This window comes from Elusimicrobiota bacterium, from assembly GCA_016180815.1.
Taxonomy (GTDB): domain Bacteria; phylum Elusimicrobiota; class Elusimicrobia; order JACQPE01; family JACQPE01; genus JACPAN01.
This window is the reverse complement of sequence record JACPAN010000026.1, coordinates 1-23,475: the sequence shown is the minus strand read 5'-3', so window position 1 is coordinate 23,475 and position 23,475 is coordinate 1. Positions and strand designations below refer to the sequence as shown.

19 protein-coding genes are annotated in these 23,475 nt (G+C 52.1%); all 19 read left to right on the top strand.

Annotated features, from left to right (window positions below):
• Window positions 1-98 precede the first annotated feature (98 nt).
• The gene (locus HYT79_11775; GenBank protein MBI2071263.1) at window positions 99-1,937 is read left to right on the top strand and encodes a HAMP domain-containing protein; all 1,839 of its coding nucleotides are present in this window, start codon (window positions 99-101) and stop codon (window positions 1,935-1,937) included.
• A gap of 5 nt (window positions 1,938-1,942) precedes the next feature.
• A complete protein-coding gene (locus tag HYT79_11770; protein MBI2071262.1) occupies window positions 1,943-3,097 on the top strand; it encodes a response regulator in 1,155 nt (384 codons plus the stop codon).
• Between the two features lie 30 nt (window positions 3,098-3,127).
• A complete protein-coding gene (locus HYT79_11765) occupies window positions 3,128-3,817 on the top strand; it encodes a response regulator transcription factor (protein ID MBI2071261.1) in 690 nt (229 codons plus the stop codon).
• A 227-nt stretch (window positions 3,818-4,044) separates the two neighbouring features.
• On the top strand, window positions 4,045-4,551 hold the full coding sequence (locus HYT79_11760) for a hypothetical protein (GenBank protein ID MBI2071260.1): 507 nt from the start codon (window positions 4,045-4,047) through the stop codon (window positions 4,549-4,551).
• A 22-nt stretch (window positions 4,552-4,573) separates the two neighbouring features.
• A complete protein-coding gene (locus HYT79_11755) occupies window positions 4,574-6,292 on the top strand; it encodes an AAA family ATPase (protein ID MBI2071259.1) in 1,719 nt (572 codons plus the stop codon).
• A gap of 9 nt (window positions 6,293-6,301) precedes the next feature.
• On the top strand, window positions 6,302-6,583 hold the full coding sequence (locus HYT79_11750; GenBank protein MBI2071258.1) for a hypothetical protein: 282 nt from the start codon (window positions 6,302-6,304) through the stop codon (window positions 6,581-6,583).
• Entirely contained in the window at window positions 6,562-7,095 is a 534-nt protein-coding gene (locus tag HYT79_11745) for a hypothetical protein (protein ID MBI2071257.1), read from the top strand. The genes HYT79_11750 and HYT79_11745 overlap by 22 nt, the downstream gene beginning before the upstream one ends.
• Before the next feature lie 144 nt (window positions 7,096-7,239).
• The gene (locus HYT79_11740) at window positions 7,240-8,907 is read left to right on the top strand and encodes a phosphotransferase (GenBank protein ID MBI2071256.1); all 1,668 of its coding nucleotides are present in this window, start codon (window positions 7,240-7,242) and stop codon (window positions 8,905-8,907) included.
• Window positions 8,904-11,402, top strand: a complete 2,499-nt coding sequence (locus HYT79_11735) for a glycosyltransferase (protein ID MBI2071255.1) — start codon at window positions 8,904-8,906, stop codon at window positions 11,400-11,402. The genes HYT79_11740 and HYT79_11735 overlap by 4 nt, the downstream gene beginning before the upstream one ends.
• Window positions 11,356-11,781, top strand: coding sequence for a hypothetical protein (locus HYT79_11730; GenBank protein ID MBI2071254.1), 426 nt, complete (start codon window positions 11,356-11,358; stop codon window positions 11,779-11,781). Before HYT79_11735 ends, HYT79_11730 begins: the two co-directional genes overlap by 47 nt.
• 56 nt (window positions 11,782-11,837) lie before the next feature.
• Window positions 11,838-12,953, top strand: coding sequence for a hypothetical protein (locus HYT79_11725; protein ID MBI2071253.1), 1,116 nt, complete (start codon window positions 11,838-11,840; stop codon window positions 12,951-12,953).
• Between the two features lie 125 nt (window positions 12,954-13,078).
• Window positions 13,079-15,103 carry a hypothetical protein gene (locus HYT79_11720; GenBank protein ID MBI2071252.1) on the top strand — a complete coding sequence of 675 codons (2,025 nt, stop codon included), beginning with the start codon at window positions 13,079-13,081 and terminating at the stop codon, window positions 15,101-15,103.
• A 43-nt stretch (window positions 15,104-15,146) separates the two neighbouring features.
• The gene (locus tag HYT79_11715) at window positions 15,147-16,469 is read left to right on the top strand and encodes a hypothetical protein (protein ID MBI2071251.1); all 1,323 of its coding nucleotides are present in this window, start codon (window positions 15,147-15,149) and stop codon (window positions 16,467-16,469) included.
• Between the two features lie 61 nt (window positions 16,470-16,530).
• Window positions 16,531-17,652, top strand: coding sequence for a hypothetical protein (locus tag HYT79_11710; protein ID MBI2071250.1), 1,122 nt, complete (start codon window positions 16,531-16,533; stop codon window positions 17,650-17,652).
• 129 nt (window positions 17,653-17,781) lie between these two features.
• Window positions 17,782-19,290 carry a hypothetical protein gene (locus HYT79_11705; GenBank protein ID MBI2071249.1) on the top strand — a complete coding sequence of 503 codons (1,509 nt, stop codon included), beginning with the start codon at window positions 17,782-17,784 and terminating at the stop codon, window positions 19,288-19,290.
• A gap of 28 nt (window positions 19,291-19,318) precedes the next feature.
• The gene (locus HYT79_11700) at window positions 19,319-20,725 is read left to right on the top strand and encodes a hypothetical protein (protein ID MBI2071248.1); all 1,407 of its coding nucleotides are present in this window, start codon (window positions 19,319-19,321) and stop codon (window positions 20,723-20,725) included.
• A 36-nt stretch (window positions 20,726-20,761) separates the two neighbouring features.
• On the top strand, window positions 20,762-21,913 hold the full coding sequence (locus tag HYT79_11695; protein ID MBI2071247.1) for a hypothetical protein: 1,152 nt from the start codon (window positions 20,762-20,764) through the stop codon (window positions 21,911-21,913).
• A 278-nt stretch (window positions 21,914-22,191) separates the two neighbouring features.
• Window positions 22,192-23,055, top strand: coding sequence for a hypothetical protein (locus HYT79_11690; protein ID MBI2071246.1), 864 nt, complete (start codon window positions 22,192-22,194; stop codon window positions 23,053-23,055).
• 166 nt (window positions 23,056-23,221) lie between these two features.
• On the top strand, window positions 23,222-23,475 hold a 254-nt coding region (locus HYT79_11685), incomplete at its 3' end, for a prolipoprotein diacylglyceryl transferase (protein ID MBI2071245.1).

Sequence of the window (23,475 nt, the reverse complement as noted above, 5' to 3'; positions counted from 1 at the left end):
GGGCTAGGCGCCCCGCTCTTGCCCTTTTCATGCGCGTCTCCAGCCTTTTCGTCCGAACCTCCCTCCTGCTTTTAGTCTTGGCTTTAGTACCGACCTTCATGATCGGATTGATACAAATGCGCATCGTGCAGGGAGCGCTGGAGAAAGATTTCGAAGAGGTCAAATCCCGTTTGGCCGAACGAACGGCAAAAAGCGCCACGGATTTCATCAAAAGCGTCACCGGCCTCTTGGCCACGATCGGGGAACTTGACGAAATTTCAAGTTTTAAAAAAGACGATTATATCGGCGTGGTCCGGCGCGTCCTGGAGAGCCATCCGGTCATCGCGGAGCTGGATATTTTCGACGCCAAGGGCCGTTGGGTTTACGGCATGGAGCGCGTTCCCGGCTCGATTCCTTCGGAGGAGCGTCCGGCCGAGCTCCTGCCCTATGTGCAGGAAACTCTACAGCAATTGAATCACTTCCGGGGCAATATCGTGCGCGTTTCAGGGTACCCCGGCGTGGAACTTTTGGTGCCGATCCGGCGGCGCTCCGATCGCGTCATTATCGGGTATTTGCGCAGCATCGTCAGCTTGTTGGCTTTGTCGGAAAGCCTGGCTGAAACGAGAATCGGAAAGACCATGGAGTTGTTCATCGTCGACTACAAAAACAGGCTCATCGCGCATTCCAATTACAAAGAAATGTTCCGTCAAGGCGGCCCAGGCGTTATCGATCCGGTTTTAACCGACATGGTCGGTAAAATGGGCGCTTATCAGAACTGGACCGGGCGCTTGGAGCTTAAAGACAAGCGCGATATCGTGATCGCGCTGCATAAAATCGAGGACCAGCCCTGGATCGCGGGCAGTCTTCAGGAGCGCTGGGAAGCCTTCGTGGTCATGATCGAGATGAGGCAGAAGCTCGCCGAAGTGATTATCGCCGGAACCGTGGCCTTGCTGTTTTTTGCCCTCCTCTTTGCCAGCCGCATCAGCTCTCCGGTGCGTTCGCTTACGCGCGCGGTGCGTCAAATCGTGGCGTCGGATTTCACTCAGCCGGTCACGGAGCCGTTGCCCAAGCCCGCCAATGAAATCGGCGAATTGGCTCAGGCTTTTGAAACCATGAGCCGCGTGCTGGCGAACCGCACCCAGGAGCTGATGCGCGTTCAGGATGAGCTGAAACGCTTCAACGTGGAACTCGAGGCCCGGGTGGATGCCCGCACCAAGGAGTTGAAGGCGACTCAAGAGGAGTTGATCAAGCAGGAGCGCTTGGCCGCCATCGGGCAAATGGCTTCCGTGGTGGGCCATGAGCTGAGGAACCCTCTCTCCGTCATCAACAATTCCATTTATGTCATCAAGAGCCGCATGGGCGTGGAGGCGCAGGTGGCTTCTTCCGCCGAAGGGGCCGCAGCAGGAGCCGCGCCGGGCATGGATTCGAAAATTGTCCGCCATGTATCCATCATCGAAGGGGAGCTTCAGGTCGCCAATCAAATTATTTCCGAAATCTTGACCTTTGCCCGGACCCGCGAGATTCAGCCCAGAGACGTCGAGCTCCATGAGTTTTTGGAGGAAGTGTTAAACCGTTTGCAGATTCCGGAAAAAATTTCTTTGGAACGCCTCTACGCCCAGCAACCTATTTCATTGAAAATGGATCCCGATGAAGTCCGCCAGGTGGTGCGCAACTTAATCGGCAACGCTTTCGACGCCATGCCCAACGGCGGCCGGCTGACCGTGGGAACCCAGACGCGAGAAGGATATGCTGTTTTATCTATTTCGGACACGGGAACCGGCATTTCTCCGGAAAACGTGGCCAAGATTTTTACGCCTTTTTTCACCACGAAATCAAAAGGCACGGGGTTGGGCTTGTCCGTGGTCAAAAAAGTGATGGACAGGCACAACGCCGAGGTGTCGGTGGACAGCGCCATCGGCAAAGGCACGACGTTTCACATGAAGTTTCCCGTGGGGTAAAACAAATGAGCGCCAATGGAATAAAGGTTTTGATTATCGACGACGACTCCAAACACCGGGAGTCCTTAGGCGACGTGGTGGACAGTTTTGGTTATGCGGTCGACTCCGCCGGCAATTTCGACGATGCCAAGGCCAAAATTCAGACCGCCGGCCCTTTCCAACTGGTGCTCTTGGATTATATGTTCGGTCCCAATCAGAAGACCGGTTTGGATGCTTTGGGCGAATTGCGTACGCTGTTGCCGGTCGATCAGGTGCCGATTTTGCTTATGACCGGGTATGCGTCCCTTGAGGTCGCGGTTCGGGCCTTGCGCCAGGGCCTTTCCGACTTTTTGATCAAACCCATCGATCCTATTTATTTGAAGCATACGCTTGAGAAAAATTTGGAAAAGTCGCGTCTGATTCAGGAGAACCAGCGCTTGTTCAAAGAGCTTCAGGTCAAAAACGATGAGCTGGCGCGGCTCAGCGACTTGAAAAGCAAATTCCTTTCTTTTTGCGCGCACGATTTGTCGAACACCGTTTCTTCATCCACCATGGCCAGCGATCTTCTCTTAAGCGAGTTTTCTTCGGTTACGGCCGCTCCTCAGGTCAAGCGTCTCCTTGAGCTTCTGGCCGATTCCCTGTCGCAAACTCAGCGCCTGATCGGCGATTTGGTGGACTGGTCTTCCATCGAGAAGGGAAAATTCCATATCGATCAAGTTAAAACTACGGTCGCCGAGTTGATGAAAGCGCCGGTGTTTATTTTCCTTGCTGAGAAGGCGAAAAATAAAGGGGTGTCGGTTAAAATTGATTGGCAAGCGGACAAGGCTTTGGAATTTACGGCCGACGCCAAGCGCCTCATCCAGGTCGTCACCAATCTTTTGGAAAACGGCCTCAGGTACACGCCTTCGGGCGGCACGCTGGGTTTCCGGCTTGAACGCAAGCCCGACGGGATGCTGGCTTTCGAGGTGTCCGATTCAGGCGAAGGCATCGATCCTGAGGATTTGCCTCATCTTTTTGAGAGTTTTTACCAGGGGAAAGACCCAAAAAAGCAACGGGGGCGCCTGGGCTTGGGTTTGTCCATCGCCAAAGAGATCATCGAGGGCCACGGCGGAACCATCGAAGCCCGATCCGAAGGGCATGGTAAAGGCACCTCTTTTTCATTTAAAATACCTTTGGCCTAGATTTGTCAATAGCGTTATAAGGAGAAAACAATGCCCGAGCCAAAGTCCGACAAAAAAATCCGCGTGCTGATTTGCGACGATCAAACTCTTTTTCGCGAGGGCTTGAGGGACGTTTTGGACGGGGAGAAGGGCATTGAAATCATCGGCGAAGCGGCCAACGGCCATGAAGCCGTGGCCATGGCCAAAAAGCTTCAGCCCGACGTTGTCTTAATGGACATTCGTTTGCCGGAACTTGACGGCATTTCGGCGACCCGCGTCGTCAGGAAAGACTGCCCTAAGACCAATGTCGTCATCCTCTCCTCTTATGAGGACGAGGCCCATGTGTTGGAAGCCATCCAAGCCGGCGCCAACGGCTACTTGTCCAAAATGCTGCCGGCCAGGGAATTGGTCAATGCGATCAAGACCTTCTCCCAGGAGGGCGTGCTCATCCCTCAACCCATTATGGGCAAACTGATGGAGGGCATCCGTAAAATTTCATCCGCTCAGCTCGAGGCTTCGCTCATCAATCTCACTAAAACCGAGCTGGCGATCTTGGCCATGGTGGGCCGAGGGTTCTCCAATGACGAGATTTCCAAAAGGCTCGAATCCTCGGTTAAAACCGTCAAGAACCATTTAAACCGTATCTTCCAGAAGCTCAATGTCAAAAACCGCACCGAAGCGGTGTTAAAGGGCATTGATCTTGGCCTCATCACGCCCGAAACCGAAGACCGCAACCCTTAATACTCCAGGTCATTGCGAGCCCCGGGCGACTGCTGGGGACCCGCCTCTGCCGGTGCAGTTCCGCCTCAGGCGGACCGGCGTACCCGAAGCTCTGCGAAGGGTGCAAGGCGGGCCAGCGTACTCGTAGCTCTGCGAATGAGTAGCAATCTCATTGAAGTTGCTTGCCTCTGGCATTGATCGCCTTTTTCCCTTATCCTTAAGTTAGACGGTTGATCCGTCTCAATAAAATGTCAGCTCTCAGGCGATTCATTTGGCGCCGGACCGGCGGGCGTTCGGATAAAGGCCAGGCAACGACGGAAATGGTTCTTTTGGTCCCGCTTTTTCTTATTTTTGCCATCGGCATCACCAAAATTTTCGCCTTATCCGTGATGATTCAGAAAATGGAATTGGCCATGTATTATGCCGGCCGCCGTTGGATGCTTGAATCTCATAAAAACGCCGCCTTCAATCAATGGGATATGACCACCTTAAGAAAGGACATCGAGAATTACATCGCTTTTTACATGGGGATCGGAGATGAATTCAAGGAAAAGATTCTAGGCATCAGGAGAGAAGATATTCGTTTGAATATCGAACCGACCATCATTTACGCGGTGTTGACCCTGCGCGTGCGCGCCAAGGGTCTCATTCCTTTTATGCCTGAAAAAGAGCTGGAGTGGGAAATCATCAAATACGTGCCCACCCGCGACCGGCCCATTCGCTGGAATATCCCCAGCGTGGCCGTGGAGGAGTAGTAGAATAACGGAGACAACCCCCATGGACAATCGCCCTCCGATCAAATCGAAATTCCAAGACCCCAACTTTCGTTCAGAGTGGGAGCGTCAGCAAAAAATGAAGCGCAGCAAGATGAAGCTTTGGTTTCGCAAAAATTGGGTCTATGTGGTCGCGATCGCCGGCCTCATCTTTTGCTTCATCCTGCCTATCTATTATTTGAATACGTTGAACCCGGAAACCAAGAGTTTTATCCTGGGCGTTAATTTCGGCTCTTTGCCCATTTACATCATTCAAACGCTCATTTTTGTGGGCTTCCTTTATTGGCTCAATTACGGCGGCGGTCCTTCGCGCATGCGCCGCACCAATATCGAACTGGAGATGGACGCCAAGGTGCGCTTCTCCGATGTGATCGGCTTGGTTGAGGCCAAACGCGAGGCATTGGAAGTCGTGCATCTGTTAAAAGACCGCGCGCGCGTCAAGAAAATCGGCGGCCGCATCGTTAAGGGTCTTTTGATGATCGGCCCTCCGGGTTGCGGAAAAACTCTGTTGGCCAAGGCCATTGCGACGGAGGCCGGCCTTCCTTTTCTTGCGGCCTCGGGTTCGGAGTTCGTCGAGATTTTTGTGGGCGTTGGCGCCTCCCGCGTCAGGAAGCTTTTTAAGGAAGCCAAGCTGCATGCCGACGCTTACGGCGGAGCCATTGTTTTTTTAGATGAGCTTGATGTGATCGGCCGCCAGCGCGTGCAATACGACGCTTTCGGCGGAGGGCAGGAATTAAACTCCACCATCAATCAGCTTCTGACGGCCATGGATGGGATCGAGCCTAACGCCAATGTGGTCGTTATCGGCGCCACCAATGTGGCCGAAGGCGCGCTTGACCCGGCTCTCTTGAGGCCAGGGCGCTTCGACCGGAAAATTTTCGTTGACCGGCCGAATTTGGAAGAGCGAAGGGAAATTTTTGATTACTACTTAAAGAAAGTTCAGTTTGACGAGACCATTGATGTCGGCCGTCTGGCCAGGAAAGCGGTTTATAAAACACCGGCTGAAATCCAAAACATTATCCAAGAAGCCGCTTTAATCGCCGCCAGAAACTCCGCGGACAAGATCAGCTACAAGGAAATTTCTCAGGCCATCGAGCGCATCGAGCTGGGCGTGGCCCATCACTTGAACTTGACGCCACAGGAGAAAGAGCGCGTCGCCTTTCACGAGGCCGGGCACTTGGTTGTTCTTTACCTGCATCATCCTACGGATGAGGTGTTCAAGGCATCCATTATCTCCAGGGGCGGCACTTTGGGCGTCGTCCATCATCAGCCCAGAGAGGAACTTTACACCAAAAGCAAAGATGAGCTTTACGCCACGGTCAAGGTCGCGATGGCCGGCTACGTCGCCGAAAAAATGCGCTTCAAGGTGACTTCCTCCGGCGTGTCCCATGATTTTAAAAATGCCATGGCCGTCGCCCATGACATGGTTTGGCGCTACGGCATGTCCTCCGACGGCTTGATCGGGGATTTCAGCATGCTCTTGGGCGGCAGTTCGTCTTTTTCCGCGCCCCTTTCCGAGGCCTTTAAGGAGAAGCTCAATATCGAAACCCAGCAAATCCTCAATCGTGCCGAAAAAGAGGTGACCGAAATTTTAAAAGCCGAAGAGAAAATTTTGGAACGCTTCGCCAATGAGCTGATCGCCAAGGAAGAGCTCGAATACGATGAAATCGACGCCATCTTCCACGAATACGGCAGAAAACCCATCTACCGCGCCGGCGCGTAATCCCTACCAATGGAAAATTTGCCGTTTCAGGAAATGATCGTAAAAGGGCTCGATGACTTGCAGTCATCAGCCCGGCCCACGATACCCGCTTTATTGGTTTCCATCGGCGCTCCAAAACTTCGTTCTCTCGGCTTTAGGCCCGCGCGCGTCATTGCGGATCCGGAAATGAAACTTTATGAACTGCTTAGCCGCGAGCATCCGGGGGAATCCGTCCATTCGTTTTACAATTCCTTGATTCGCCGCCTGGTGAGTTTTGAGCGTGCCGCCTCATGCGGGAAGCCACAAACCTAGCCCGTCTGCGCCGATTGATGGAATTTTTAGGCGGCCGCTGCCGCGAGGCCGTGGATATTTATTTGGTTGGCGGCGCCACGGCAGTATTGAAGGGCTGGCGTTCTTTAACGGTGGACGTGGATTTCAGAATGATCCCCGACAGCGATGCTTTGCTGCGGGAGCTGCCTCAAGCCAAGGATAAGCTTAATATCAATATCGAGTTGGCCAGCCCTGCTGATTTTCTTCCGGAACTTCCCGGCTGGAAAGACAGGAGCATTTTTGTCGAAGAACTGGGCCGTTTGCGCTTTTATCATTACGACCCCTATTCGCAAGTGCTGGCCAAGATAGAGCGCGGCCATGACAAGGACCTTCAAGACGTGGAAAATTTTTTTAAAAGCGGCTTGGTGGAGCCGGATCAATTAATGGAGCTGTTCATTGCGATTGAGAGCCGGCTTTATCGATTTCCAGCTATTGACGCCAAATCATTTAGAAAAGCTGTTGAACAAACTGTTTCAAAATTTAAAGAAAAATAATTTCTGTTGATCAAATTCTGGCTTCCTTAAAAGCATGATTCCAAATTTTTTCTTGAAATAACCTTTCCATCCCACGCTTACGTTTTTAAAAGCAAACCCTTGATGTTTTGTTAATTTGCCTTTAACCTATTGAGTGACATCGAGATGTCTTTACGCGTTGCAGCTCATAATCTTTGGCAGAAACTTTCGTTGGGTTCGGTTTCCGCTAAGTTTTTTTCCGAACCGCCGACGGTAGATACTGTTTATAAGCTGATCGGCGCACTCTTTTCCCAACGGCCGGGAGATATTCGATCTATAAACAATGGGAGTGTCAGCCGAGTTTTTATTGTTCATATGCCAAAGGGAAAGGACTTGATCGTTAAGATCAACAGAGAAAGCGAATTCAAGGAGTATTTAAAAGAGAAATGGTGCATGGAAAGAATCGCAAAGATCGGTTTGCCTGTTCCCAAAATACATACCGTCGGGAAAGATATTATTCCTTTCGCTTATTCCATCCAGCAGCGCATCGACGGCATACCTGCCAATCAATTTCATGGAGATAGGCAGAAAATTTGGCGACAGATCGGCAAATGTGCAGCCGCAATTAATTTTTTGCCAACCGGAGGTTATGGAAGATGGATGGGCGATTTCTCTTCGGGGCAGTGGGCCTGCCGGACCTGGGGGGAGTATATTCAGCCGATGATAGACCGAATTTTTCATTCACGATCTTTTTGGATCGAAGAGTTTGTCGCTCAAGAAAACTTGAAAAACATGAGATTTATTTTCGAAAAAATGAAAGATTGGAAATTCAGCCCCACCCTCTGTCATGGGAATTTCGCCATGAGCAATATTTTGGTGGATTCTCTTGGGGATATTACGGGCATTCTTGACTGGGGCAACGCGGCTTCTCATCGAGCGCCATACTATGAGTTGGCCACCGCTTTTTTTTGGATGAATCGTGAGGAGCAGGAAAGTTTTCTGATGGGGTACGGCTTGAATTGGTCGCAATATGAAGACATAAAAAATGATGTCGAGGCCTTGCAGCTATTGGAAATGTTGGATCTCGCGAGATGGTCAACTGAGCACGACAATGAGAATCAAAAGAATTTGGAAAAAATAAGAAAGCAGCTCAAGCCTTTGATTCTTAGATTGGGGGAACAAATTTTCGCCCATCGACGCTATCCGAGCGTAAGAGGAAAAATTAGGGATGTTATTCAAGCGGCAATAGACACGCCGCATTCTTCTTTGACCTATTTAGAGAACAATCGAACATCGAATAGATATCAATCAGTTCAGCTTGATGAAGATTGGATCAAGGGTTACAGAACTTCACGGGCCGATATTTTGGACAAAATCCCCTTTAAGGGGAAAAAAGTTCTTGATCTTGGGTCTAATCTGGGGGAGCTGAGTCGAGGAGCCAGGCGTAGGGGCGCTCTTTTTGTCGATGGTTTTGAGTATGACCCATTTTTTATTGAGACGGCTAATTTGATCAATGCCTATCTCGGCGCCACCAGAGTTTCTTTTTATAAACGCGATATTACTGATCCGGGCGTCTATGCGGAAAAGTACGATTTAGTTTTAGCCTTTGCTGTTTTTGACTACATAAAAAAAATTCTTCCTGAAATCAGCCGAATAACATCCGAAATGTTGGTGCTTGAAACCCATGTTCTCAAGAACGATTTGGACAAGTCTTATTTGGATCGATTGTCTCCGCACTTTAAATATCGCCAGCTTATTGGCTATGTGCCTGAGAATGCCGACGGAGGAAGCGGCAAACGGGCTGTTTTGGCGTTTGCCAACAACAGAAAGCGCTTGAGTGAGCTTAATTTATGAATCCAGAAAAAGGTTTAACTTTTTCTGTAATTATTCCGTGTTATAACCAGGGTCGTTTCTTAATGGATGCGCTAGAAAGCCTTGCCGTGCAGACACGGATTCCGGACGAGGTTGTTGTGGTCAACGGGGGTTCGGATGACGCGGAAACGAATGGGTTATGCCATGCGTTGCCTCACTTTCATTTTCCGTTCAGGCTTAAAATTATTATTCAAGGCAACTTTGGCGTCGGAGCGGATCGAAACGCCGGAATCAAGCATTCTGCGGGGGAGGTCATCGTTACTTTAGATGCCGATGATAAGTTGCCGGTTGACGCTTTGGAGACCTTTGAACGATTATTATTGAAAAATCCCCTGGTAGATATTATTAGTCTGGACATTCAGCGTTTTGGGTTGGCGAAGAATCGGCATATCTATATGCCTTTTAATCCATGGTTGATGCTCCAGGTGAATCTTCTGGATCCGTTCGTGATCAGGCGAAAGGTCTTTGAGGCGGGTCACTGGTACGATGAGAAATATCCTAGAGATATTCCGGCGGAGGATTGGGAGTTCGGTATTAGGGCCTGCGTTTTAGGCCCCTTTCTTCCCATGCAATCGAGTGTGTGCCGTTTTTATCGCAAGCATGGCTATAGTCTTTGGAGTTATAGTCCATGGGAAAAAGAATACGGGCATATTCGAGAATTTATGCATCGGTATCTTGCAGCGAAGAAGCTTCTCGGCGATGAGTCGGAAATGCGGATGAGAACGCTTCATGCGCCGACGCATATATGGGCGAGGTCCGATCCCAAGGCGCCATTTGAAAATATCAGCGACATTAGAGTGATTGATATTAAAAAATTGAAAACGAGCTTAGAAAAAGATCATATTTCCCGTTTTGTCTGGCTTGGAGATTTTGGAAGGGCAGGATTGCCGCAGCTCATGCTCAATGCTCAAAACAAGACATTCTGCGACGGGGAGGCGGCGATACTCGTGTTTGTCGACGAGCAAGGACAACATGCGCAAGGAGTTATGTTGGATCGACTGGCCATTCTTAGGCTGACGGACCATGGAAGCGCCGGTTCCGATGGTTTTGTTTCTCCCGATGTCTCCGTTCGGCAGATTTTTTTGGCACCTTCGACGGCTTCCTGGCGGACCAAAGTCGTGACTTATGATGCCCTGCATCCTAATCTCAAAAATAAGGTTAAAGTCTGGCTTGAACCCGTGAGACATTCGGCCTGTCTTCCGAAAAACATGATTTGCGATGAACGCGTGCGTCAAGCCGTCGGCTATTATTTTAAGAGGCCGATTTCCGTCAATATTTTCGGCAGGCACAATACCGTCCAAACCCTGGTCATTGTTATGCGTTGGTTGCATGTAACAGGAGCGGATTACAGCGTTAGAACCCTGCTCGAGAGGGGCGATCTAAGATCGCGTTTTGAGCGCATTATCATTCTTACTCTTGAGGAATCGCAGCATGATGCCCAAGACTTTTTCAGGCCGTTTGTTGATGATATCGTTCACCTGGGTCATCTTTGGCGAGACAGACAAGCCAAGAATGATGCTGTTTTTGGCATTTTAAAAACATTGCAGCCTGACTGCATTTTGTTGAGCCACGCAAGCGAAATTTTTGATTTGTTGTCCAAGCTCAAACGCGCAATGCCGGCCCTTCGCATCGTGGCCCAAGCGCATTGTTTTTGGCCGGAACTATCCAAAACAATATATACCGGCGGTGGTCCTAAAATGATCGCCAAATGCGCCAATGTTTTGGATCGCGTCGCCGCTCATTCGCGTATTTTAACAACACGCATGATCGAGGAGCTTTATTTCCCGCGGTCTAAGATTAAAACTGTTTTTCACGGCGTTGATCAGAGACGTTTCGATCCGCGCCTCCACCAATCCCGGCGTAACCCAAAAACGGTGCTGTGGTGCGCCCGGATGGATTGGCAGAAGGACCCTCTGCTGGCCTTGCGCGTGGCCATTGATTTTTTAAGGAGACGCCCCGAGAAGCGGGCGGTATTTAAATTTGCCGGAGATGGCCCAGGCCGCCCGGCATTTGAGAAGGAACTCCGAAGACTTCAGGTTTCTGAGCCGGAGATTGCCCAAAAGATAAGTTACATCGGCCTAACCCATAAGGTAGACAAGCTGTTGCAGAAATCATCGGTCATTTATTTGACAAGTCGCTACGAGGGAGTTCCTTTATTCGTCATTGAGGCTATGAGCTGTGGAATTCCCGTTGTGGCTCCTACGGAAAATAGTTTTATTGAAGAGATGGAGCCTTATGGGTGGCTGCATAAAGTCGCCGATCGTCAGGACATCGGAACCTATATTTGTGGAATTGATATGGCCTTGGAGCTTGAAATTCCTATCGTTGAGAGTCCTCCCAAGGAGCTTGGCGCCGAGAGATACGCCCGGGAAATGACGGAGTGGCTTTTTGGGGATATGCCTGTTATTAATAAAATGGGAAGCGCTGAGTATGGAAAAAAACATCAATACCAAGCAGGTTTACAGCAAAGACCTTAATGGCTCCAGGCCTAAGCGTGTGGAGCGTGTTGTTCGGGAGATTAAACCGGACGTTATTTCTGCCGTGCAACAAGTAGAGTATTTGAAAAAACAGATTGACCTGGTGCGTTTGACTTTAAAACGCAGTGAAATGTTTGCCCAGCAGTTCGCGGATGAGTGCCAGAGGCTTCGGGAAGAAAATCAGGAGTTACGCGGGGGGTTGGCTGGAATGCAACCTGTTCGTAAGCCACCTATTGGACTTTTTGTCTTGTATCTGGCATTGGGTCTTTATCTGGGCATGATTGTTTATCTCATTCCCAAGTTTTGGCCATTTGCGCCTTTGACTTTTCTTGTTTTGGCTTTGTCATTGACGTTTCTTATCGTAAGAAGGCGACGTTAAATCGCTGCGGGGACCCCTCTGGTGATCGGGCTGATTTGCCGGTAAGATTAATACGGATGAATTCACGCGGGCAGATTCTTGTTCCTTCTCTTTTTATATTCCCCGGTTTGTTTTTGTTCGCTATTTTGATCTTTGAGGTGGCGAAGCTCTCCCAGCAGAAAATCCTGATGCAATTCGCCATGGACACCTCGGCTTTTATGGAAGCCTCTCAATTGTCCGACGCGGCGAATCGTTTCGCCTACCTTAATTCTCCTTGGCCGACCCGGGTTTTCCAGGCCAAGGGAGAGGATTTTGAGCTGGTTTCCTGGCCGACGCCGGGCGGGGGCACGACCGGCAAAGACCCTTCTTTGCTCTGGTATTTTTTGTTGAAAAACGGCGTTTATCCGGGAAGTCTTCCCGCAAGCGAAGCCTTCACAAGTCTGAGCGCCAATGAGGATCCGGCTGAGCTTGGCGTCAATGACCCTTGGCAGGGGCAATTTTGCATCGGCGGCCAACCTGCGGCCGACGGCGATGAGTTCACGACGGCGCGCTGCGGATTAAATTTGGGCAATCCTCCCAAGGATTTGGGAACATGGGTGTTGTTCACCAAGGGGGATTTGGACAAGTCCCCCGGCGGCTTAAGCGGCATTTTAAAGCAGGAGGACGCGGAACAGGTTTATGCCATGGTCGGCGAGGTTTACGGATATTTTCATTCTTTGGCCACCATGGTCCGTCTTGTTTATATGAAGCTCAATAAAGTTTTTTTCAAAAAGACTTTTTGGCTGAATACCGGTTTTAATCCCTCCGATGAAACGGCGCCGCCGCATCTTTTGGTGACGGAGCATTGCACTTCAAAAGTGACGTCTTATTTCACGAAAATGATTTCGGGGCCTTTAACTGATATCCCGGATACGAGACGCTGGGAGCCGACCCCCATCACCTTCGGCGGGCAAAGCCGCTGCGATGGGGGCTCGGGCATTTGGCAGTTATCCACCGTGCGGGAACTTTCCAATGGGTCTCATATTTTGACCTTCGGCAAGCATTATTACACCGGCCCGGAAAATCATTTCGGCATTGATTATCGCGACCTTTTTGACGGCGAGAATCCTTTCGTTACTGCTTCAGCCGAAGTTTCCGGCGGCCGTATTTGGCCTCAGCCGAAACCTTCTTTTCAGGTGCGCCTGAGGCCGTGAGTATGATGGGCTCTCGGCAGGCGTTTTTTTGATTTCGTAACTTCAACGGGGCTTTTCGTAACTCACTTGACTGCACCCCTGGCAAAACATAGCGCCCCCTGGTACTATTAAGATAATTAGAGGCAATGAACTTTGATATTCGGGACAAAAAAAAGCTCTTTTTATTGCTGCTTTTACTCGGCGGCGCCGGCAGCACGAGCGTTTTCGTTATTTTTAAAACAGGCGATGTGGAGTTTCCGGGCGCGGGTAGCGCAGGCTCCGGCGGCAATATGAACAAAATATTCGAGCGCACGGCCATGGTGCAAGACAACGGCAAGGATATGCTGCCGGCTGAATTGGCCGCCCGAAGCGGGTTTAAAACAGAAACCGCCAGAGGCGGCGTGCCCGGAGATTCCGGTTCCACCGAAGCGCCGATTCAGCAGGCGGCTGCGCCGCCCTTCGGCGGCAATCCTTTGGACATGGTCAATAAATCGCGAGCGGGGCTAGACAGCATTATGGGCGGTTTTGCTCAGGGAGCGGCAGGGTCGGCAGGCCCCGGGGGGGCATCGGGTTTTTCGCAGCAGGCTTCGGGCGCCGGGCGGGGTTCATCGGGGAAGGGAGGGGGCGATGACTCAACGGAACCTCTTTCTTCCGGAGATCAAATGGAAGCAGGGGCCCAGGGAAAAGCGGGAACACAAATCGCTTCTGGCCGTCAACTGAAATCCGGGCCGGTGGCCAGAATGGGCAAGGTAGAATCAGGCGCCAAAAAAGCCGCGGGGGGACCGTTGGGTGGCTCAAGAAAAAAGGTTATCGAAGCGAGCGCAGGCGCTCAGCAAAGTAAATTTGGCGTGACCATGCTGGAAAACTTGAGGGGCCGCGTGGACTACAGCGCTCAAAGCGTTGCCGCGGTAAACGGAGAGGTTTTGGTGGATGGAGTTAAAGGCGTTCAAGATAGAACTTTCGGCGAAACAACGGGATCCCTGGAGACAGTGGGTGACGGCGATGCCGGTAGCGCTGCCGGCAATCTGGGCAATACATTCGTGGGATTGCAGGATAATCCCGATACCGGTCTTAATGAAGCGGCTGATACGGCTGGTTTGGATAGTCGCTTTGGCTGGACTTTTACTTGGGAGCCGACTCTTAAAAGGCATGCCAACGGCGATGTGGGAAAAGATTATGTGAAAACCCGTTGGGATAGTTGGGTGCAAAGCAACCCGCTTCAATATGGAGCCTTGGGAGCGACCAGGCAAAATACGGACAGAATTATTCAGGTTTGGGGATCTGATACCGACTGGTGGGAGGACGCTTTGGCCGATGTCGCTACTTGGTTGGGTATCGCAGATGAAAGAGCGTTTACCGCTGATCTCAAAGTGACGCTAATTCCGCCGTCAAACTTAAATATAGCATCACCGATTATTCTTAACGATTGTTTAGAAACGCAAAGCGCTCCGTTGCCCTTCGTTTTGCCGAAATTCGTTCCCCTCTGCATTGATTGCCGCCATCATCCCGGATATGAGACTGCTATCCCTAGCGGCCAGGATCCTCTTAATTTACCCTCTGTTGTGTTGGATTCTGACGGGAACCCTATGACTACTCAATCTAATTGTTACGAAAGGGACAATGAGGATCCCAGCGACTTATCATGGACGACCGAGAGCGGAAATATTTGCCATTCCACGCCTAATGATTTTAATCAAATCGTAAAAATTCAGCAGTATTTAGGAAGCGGGATTTATAAATTGCAGTTCGGTTATTGCATCAATTGCGGCGACAACGGCCATTCGGCTTTTTGGCCCTCTGTTTATTTAAATTTGTACCGAAATTTTGACCTCTCCGCCGCGCCTGCCGGATCTCCACCGACTGATCCGAGAAATTACCAGTTAAGGTGTCTGCCTGGGAATATGCCTGAGAACGATAAATTTATCAACTGTACGCGAGCGGCGAATTGCGTGGTTGCCAACAAATGCACCTTATCTTGTTTGACGAATAATCCAAGCTATCGATCGTTGAAGGCCCAGCATCCGGATAAAACCACGGAAGAAGTTTGCGATCTGATGATCGGCGTTCACAGCAAGACTCAGCAATGCCTTCAAAGCCCGGACGGCACATGGCCGGATACTTTGCCCGCACAATGTCCTGGTGATTCAGGCTGGCAGCCTGTATGCAATTGAATATGAATAATGATTTATCGAGCAGATCAGGAGGAATAGTTCCATGAATATTCAAGAGTTGATGAGCCGGATGAAAAACTTGACGACGCAGAAAAACTTCATGATTTATGCGGGCATTGGCGGCACGGTTGTTTTAGCCAGCGCCGCTGCGCTGATCGTGGCTGTTTCCGGAAAGAGGGACGATTATCTTTCCGACGCGCGGCGAGCTGAATTTTCGGCGCCCGTTGAGGTGCCTTTGCCCCCTTCCGAACCGGTTCAACAGAATCAATATCAAGATTCCATCGCTTTTTTGGCGCGACCCCAATCTCAAGAGCCGGCAAAACCAGCTGAACAAGCCCCGCCTCCCGTTGAGCAGCCTGTGGCTCAGGAAGAGCAGGCCGCTGAAGAGGAAGAAGAGGAGCGTCGCGGACCCATTGCCACAGGGCAGTTAAATCCGCTTCAAGCCCCTCAATTTGGAACAGGTTCGAAAGCCCCTGAGGCGGCGCCTATGAAAAAACTGGAGGGTTTCAAAACAAATTCTTCAATTCAGAGTTTATCGGCAGCCGGAGGTTTCAAGCCCTTAAGCAGAATGGGCAAGGCTTCGACAAAAAGAGGCGCTGCTTCAGGCAAGGGAAAGAAGAAGCTGGACAATAAGTTCGGCAGCACGGGCGGATTTGGAACAGGTGATGTCGGCGGCGGAGGGGGCGGCCCGCAATTGGCCGGGACGGGTCCTGCGGGTATCGGCGGCGGCGGAGGGGGCGGAGGAGGCGGGCTTAATCCAAGCAATCCGCCGACGAACAACGCTCCGCAGGGTGATGGCAGTTCAGGGGGCGGCGGGGGCCCCGGACCAGAGCCCGGCCCTTCCTGTACACCTCCGTGTTTTACCGGGGGCAACATTTGTTATGCCCTTCAAGAGGGGAATCCTACCTCGGAAGTCAGCGGGACCTATAAAGTATGGGATCATTGCGTAGAAGACGGAGATCGCGCTCAGGTGGGCATTAACGGTGAATTTGCACCAGAGTTTACCCTTTATCACTATTCGGATATGGGGGATAGAGAAACTCCAGGATTGAGCACTAATGAGGTATTGCAGCTTCAGATTAAGGCCACGCATGACGGCGGCGGCGGCGTTACCGGCTCTATAAATTTTAAAGGGCAGGCGTACGGTTGCACAGCTAATGATGGTGGACAGGGATTTGCCGGCAATGTCGGTCAAATTATTACCAAGGAGGTCTTTCTGGTTGTAGCAGATAATCCAGAAACACCGGAGAACGATTCAGCCGTGGAATGCGGGCAAAAGCTTAATTGCCAGGGATCGGCAGCTCCGGCCCAGGCTCTTGTTAATGATTGCAATACAAGCAATGGGGATTGCGTTGCATGTCAATAAGTTGCTCTGGCATTGATCTTTATGGATTTCGGGGGTACATTTTGGAGGTAGTTAGGTTGGTATGAAGACAGAAAAGAAGAAAGTTGCGCTTATCCTTTTATTGGGGGTGGCTGTTTTTGGGACCCTTTTATGGTGGGTTCTGAGCCCGATTTTAGCCAATCTTGGGCTGAGCAAGGCTCAGGAGGATGGGGTTAATATCAATCCTTATGCCGATGAATTGGCCATGGCCAATGACGCGACGGCGCGGGAAGAAGGCTATCTCGATGACGTCAATGAACCCATTGATACGATCACGGACGCGGACGACGGTTCTTTGGCGTTGATTAAAAAAGGCGATTTTGGCTGGGGTAAAAAGGAAAAGGATGAGACCAAGGACGATGATTATAAGGTCGGACGGGGAGAAAAGCGCGAAAAAGTTTCAACCTTAGACAATGCCAAAAGGCGGGTTTCAGGGGGTAAATTGGGCAGATTGAGCTTAGCCAGCGCCTTGGGCGGCGCGGGCGGCGGCCGGGGCGGTTTTTCCGGCGGCGATTTGGATAGATTCAAAGGCCGTTTTGGGAAAGATTCTAATTTTAAGGGTGCTAACGTGGCTACCGGACCTTCGGCTAAAACTAAAATCGGCGGCAAGGGCACGCGCAAGAATGCCGATCCTAAGGCAGATTTATCCAAGGCCGCGGCCGCGCAAAAAGCCTTTGGCGAGGGTTCCGCCAAATCTGTTGATCCAAAATCCGCGAGGGAGGGGCTTAAAGATTTAGCTGGAGCCGTGCCCAAGGATTTGTCCGATAATAAAAAAGGCAACGACAAACCGGACACCCCGGACAGCAATGAGCCGGTTGAGCGCGAGCGGGATCCGTGCGCCCAGGTGGAGCCTCTTGATTCCGGAGCCGCGTGGACCCAGATGTTGACTCAGGTAGCCATGGGCGCGGCTTTTGTTACCGTCGCTTATTTTATGGCGCCGTCGGGAGGCAGCGGAGGCGAGGGCGGTGGCGGAAATTCTGTTTTGGGCAATATATCAGGCAGTCTTGCAACTAGTGGGATTGGTATGGCGACACAGGGGATTACCGGAGGCGTGCGCGACCTTACCGATCCTAATCGGCCGATTCGTGAGTGCAGGCAGGGCCGTTCGAGTTCGACGACGACAGGAGCGGCGACGCCCAATAGCAGCGGGAGCAGCGGTTCATGAAACATCGGGCCCCCGCATTCGTTTTTGCGCCTGCCTTGACAGCAGGAGGCGCGGGAGCTACATTACAAAAGGGGAGCGGTTGGGGGAATCAGCCGGAAGCGGCTGTTTTGATTAGCTAGGAGTTATTTTATGGCAAAGAGACAAGAGCAGCAGGAAACAAAGTTTAGAAAAGAAGGCGCCCTTGCCTCACTTGTAGGCCATTTGGCCAAAGTTTTGCCGTCATCTTGGGTTTCCGCTTTGGGCGGCCCCGCAATCGCTGGATTAACCGTGGCGATGTGCGCGGCCGTGGCCGTGGGCGTTCCGGCTGCGTTTTTCGGCATGAGGGCCGCCGGGCTTTTGAATCCTCCCAAAGCTCAGAGCAAATCAGACGCTTTCAATAAAATGTTCGGCAGCGCCAAAAGCATGACAGAAACCGTTTTAGGCGAAGATGCCATGCGCGCCGCCAGTTTTGAGGATGAAGAGGCGCATCCGGATGAAGACACGTCTTTGGGTTATTTGATTCCGGAGGAAGCGCCGGGTTCCAAGGATGATAAGGAGAAGGCCGGAGAGGGTGAGGGCGAAGAAGGAAAAGGCAAGGACAAGAAATACAAAACCGCGGACGGCAAGGAGATGGACGCCAAAATGGCCGAGGCGCTCAAGGGCCGATTCGGCGGCGATAAAGAGGGAGGCGGCTTCAGTGGAGGCGGAGGGAGCCTTGGTTTGGGCGGGGGCGGCTCTGCTCCGGGACCTATGGCTTCCGCGGGCTCATCGTTGGGCTCCGGCGGGGCCGGCCTAAACACAGCGGCCGGTTCTTCAGCCCAAAGCAAAAGAGCGGGCATCAAGACCGGCTCAACTAAAATCGGTTCCCGAAGAACCGGAGCCAAGAAAGGTTTGCGCAACGCGGCCAAAGTGGTTAATAAAGGATTTGCCACCGGCGATCAAACCGGCGCAGGCATGACCGGCGCCGGTTTCGGCGAGGCTCCTAAAAATACCGCCACTATTCCCGGAGGGCCATCGGGTTCCGTGGGTGGAAGCGGTTTAGGTTCGGGCAGTCCTGATGATATAAGCAATCCGGTTAACGGTCCTAGCCAAAAAATCGCTCCAGACCCGGTTACTGATACCGGCGCCGGCGATGACGGGGGTGGCGGCATTGATCCACTGACATGGGCGCTTATAGGATTTGGGGCTGTCATTATTACTTCAGCTATTTTGGCCTTTACCGTGGTCCGTGATAATCCTGCGCACAATTGGGATGACTGGACTTCAGGGAAAATCGTCGCAGCCATAGCAACAGCTGCGTTGATTATTTACGGGTCAGTCTTGCTTGGATATTTGGGAGATATGACCGATGCCCAAAAAATTACTTTATACGTAATGCTTGGCTTGGCAGCGGTCGCTATACTTCTTTTGATGTTGGCTGCCAGCGGTAATCTTGGCAATGGGCCTCAATCAGAAGAAGAGATGCGGGCGGAAGCTGATAGTAGAATGGCGGACGCTACAGGACGGCGCGATGCCGCGGCACGAGAACATGCGAGATTGTCCAGGCTCGCCGAGGAACACCCCGATCAGGACTTTAGCGATGAGTTAAACGAATCTTCGCGAGCCTTAGAAGAAGCTAATGCAGGAGTTGAAGCGCTTGGCAGCGGGGGTTCGGGATAAGGGAAGATGTAATTAGATGAAACGAGGAATGAGCCGTCGATTATCGCTTCTTATTTTGTTATTGAAGATTGGTTCCGCATCCTGTTTTCTCTATTCAGGCGCTTTAGCGGCGAAGATGGCCGGTCCGGATGTTTTGGCGGCGATCAAAGAAGCCATGAAGAAAATGCAGGAAAACGATACCAGCGATCCTTTGGCCTTGGCCATGAAAGAGCGGGACGCGGCTAGAGCCAATCGCAGGAATTCCGCTTCATCGTCGAAGAAAAGCGGCAAAGAGGATTGGGAAAGCGCTTCGCTGAAAAGAGACGATCCTTATCAATATGTTAAGGGCGGCCAGGGCGGCAAAAAGAAAAAAGGCGAAGATGAAGAAGCGGCCGCGCAAGGCGAGGGGCTTGAGGGTCTTGAAGGCGGCGAAGATCAAGTGGCCAGCGCCAAGCCCTCTTTGTGGGATACCAATCAAATGGGCTCCGGAGGTTTTGGGGGTGTCAGCGGGTTCGGTGGCGCAGGGAATGATTTAAGCGCAGGGGCCGGAACAAGCGCCGGTCCTCAGCAGGCGCTTGGGGATCAACTGAAAGCCGGAGAGGCGGCCATGGGCGACGGTACCGGCGGCTTGGGAGCCAGCGGCGGAAAATCCGTGCGCAGCATGAGGGCGGGCATTAAATCGGGCAGCAATCTTCGGCGGCGCGGGACAGGTTCGGCGAAAGGGAACCTGCGCGGCGCAACGTCAGCGGGAAGGGCGGGCAACCGCGCTCCCGAGTTTCAGCAAGCGGGCGGCTTCAGCGGAGCGGCTTTCGGCGAGGGAGGAAGGTCGGGCAGGGTCCTTAATGTGCCCGGCGGCAACGTGGATGCCGGCGGCGGTGGCGGCGCCGGCGGCGATGTGGATGGCATCGGCCGCGATTTGGACTCCGACATTCCCGTGGATTTGGACCCGGTTCAGGATGAATCCAATATCGAGCGCGATACGGAATATGACTGGATGAATTATGCCTTGGCCGGCATGGTTTTGGCGGCTGTCGGCATCGGTATTGCTCTGATCATTACTGCTCCTCAAAAGGATGCGGCGGAAAAATCCGGAGTCGGCGAAGTTACCGGAATCCCCGCGTGGTGGTGGACCATGTATGCCATCGGTGCGGCGTTGTTGTTGGCCGTTATGATATGGTCCATTGCATTGTTAGGTTCGGATAGCCAGATTGCGAAAGGCATTGGGATGACATTTTTGATGATGGCCATTCCGGCGATCCTTGGGTGGATCGCTTTGGCGGTGGTTGCCGCTTCCCAGGCCGGAATGATCGGCGAACTCGGCAAGGGTGGGCAGACAGTTCTTGGCGCGCTGCAAGGGGGCGTCGGGCCCGGCGCGGCCATGGGGGCCGGCGGAAAAATCATCGGCCAAGCTACGCAGGATTCCCAGGACCCTGGCAATGGATCGGGCGGCGGCTGATCGCTTAAAGATTTATGGGGAGAGATTTAGGAGGACATGAAGATGCAGAAAGGAAATAAGAAAGCCCTAATGATTGTTTTGTTGTTTTCCTTCGGGGTGGTCGGCGCAACCACGCTCGTTTACCGCGGCGTCACCAAATCCGGCTCCCGCAAATCGGGCAAACAAATGGAGAGGTTCGGCCAATTTTTGAATGACAAAAGCATGCAAGACGCCATGGATACCGCGGCCACTCCGGATGAGATTCGCCGGTCCCAGGCCGCGCGCGGCGCCGGGCAGTTTTCCGACGCCAATTATGGGGAGGGTTCCTTGAGTTTTGTCAAAGGCAGCGCTCCGGGCGATAAAGGGAAGGGCGACGGCGCTTCGGGCGATGACGTTGCGGCGGGCAAAGGCGGCAAGGCCGGGGGCAAAAGCGGTTCGAATATTTTGGCCAATATGGACAAGCAAAAAGGAAAATTCGGTTTTGAGAAGGGTGGAAAATTAGGCGGCAGCGGGGGATCGCCTTTTCAATTCGGCGGGGGAGCGGGCGGCCAGGGCCCTAAAGGCGGCGCTGATTTTTCCAAGGCCACCAGCCTTCCTGGTGGCTCGGTCAGCGGGACTCAAGGCGGCAATACGGGCCGCGCTCAGAGAACTTCGCGCATGGGCGTTAGTAAAAGATCATCGGGCAGAAAAGGCAAAAGAGGCGGCATCAAAGACCTCAAAGATCGCATCGCCGCTTCTTTTGGTTTCGGCTCTTCTGGCGGTTTTGACACGGCCGGCGCGGCCGGAGATATTGCCTTTGCCGGCAAAGGCGCGGCTGCCGGGATTGCCGGAGGGTCGGATATCGCCAATCCTTTGGCCGCATCAGATATTTCCAGGGGCGCATCCGGCAGCGGCGCTTCAACGCCGGATACGCCGCCCGGCGGAGAGGGCCCGGGTTTTCAAGGGGCCGGTTGTGCGGGATATTTTTGTTGGGAAGCGGCCATGTGCCAGGCTATGGAAGACAAGGATTGTCTTAAGGGTAAATTCAACAAAGATACTTATCAGGACGATGTCGTCGGCACTTGGTCAAATTTACCCGAAGATGCGCAGACGCTTTACGGCGGCTGCGCCACTAGAGATAATTATTGCTCCGAGCAATTTGGACCGAGCGGTTATGTTTATTGCGTCCAAGGGCGATGCAGCCCGACGGACGCCCCGCCGGAAGAGTAAAGGGGCGTTCAGGAGGTTATGCTATGTTAGACCGAGGAAAAGCAGAATTGATGATTGCAGCATGGATGATCGCGCTAATCGCCATGCCCGGTTTTTGCGGCAGCCAGGTTTCCGGTTTGCCCAAACAGAGCGCGCAGACTCAAGCCGCCGCAGGATTTCCCTCTCAGCCTATTTTCAATTGGTCGGTGGAATCAGAACCCGGATGGTCTTGGATTATGTCTGCTAAGCAAAGGATGGCTAGGTACTGTCATTTGCCGGGTCACCGCCATGGCGGACCATTGCGTTTTTGGATTCTCTTGAGTCTTCTCGGTATCGCGGCCGGCAGTTGGTTCTATGTTCTTAGGATAACCAAACTGATGGACGGAAAAGTTTATGGGTTGGCCAAAATCAGCACTATTTTAGTGATCGCCTTGTTTTTCGGTGGGTGCCCCGATGCTCAGATGTCCAGAATTACCGTAACGTTGAGCGACGGCACGGAAATTGAGTCGCCGCCCATGCCCTGGTGGGTGGAAGGAGATGGTGATTTTCCGCCTGTAAAACCGTCTATGACTTTTCCGGTAGGGGAGGATTATCTTCTTTTTTATAAAGTTGGCGAAGGATCCGGCAAAGTGCTTAAGAATTTGTTGCCGGATAAAACTCTTGATTGTTGCGCCACGCTTTTTAGGTACAGCCTGATTAAACGAGGGGAGATTGATCCAGGCGGGTCCATAACTGCAAGCAAGTTGGCCGAGCTGTTTATTCCTTTGCCTGCTGATGCAAGGGTAGGGGATTGTATGAGGCGGGTTCAGACGGAAATAAATTGTTGCGCCCAAGTTATTCGCGGTGATGAACCGGGCGATCCGCGCTGTTTAGCGAAATCGGAAGATCGTGACAATCTAGACAAAGCCAAAACTGAAACCGGCTCCATTGAAGCCGGTTGCGTTCAAGCCTATGCCTTGCCGGCCTCTTTGGAAGAATGCAGTGAGATTTATGCGGAAGCGAGGAGCGCCATCCCGGCTGAATTTGATCCGCACGGTTGCGGTAGTTGCGATACGTGCAGTGGTTGCGACTGCGGTTGCAATGGTTGCGACGGAGTAGGTTGCGACGGAGCCGGCGGCTGCTCTTCAGAGGCGATGGATAAATATAAACTTGAAGATCGTTGATCAAACCAGTCCTATAAGAACTTTGTTATTCAACTGGTGTAGTGCGTCATAAATTCCTTTGCATTCGTCACCCCGGCGAAAGCCGGGGTCCAGGCCTGGATTCCCGCCTTCGCGGGAATGACGCCAAAAGTAAAGAAGTGTTGGACGCACTACACTAGCGACGCCGGTGTATCCTGTCTTATCTCTTGAGGCCTTCCATACGCGTACCTATGGCGTTATATTGGTCGTTGCTTTTTTATGCGCCCAGTATATTTTCAAAAGGCGCATGGTTGGATTAAGATTCTCTCCAGGCACGGCGGAAGGCGCCTTTTGGTTCTGGGTTCCCGGAGGCTTGATCGGCGCCTGGCTTTTAAATATTTTAGCTAAGACCATAGAAACCCTGAATATTTTTTCTTTAGGGACGGGAGGGTTGACTTTTTT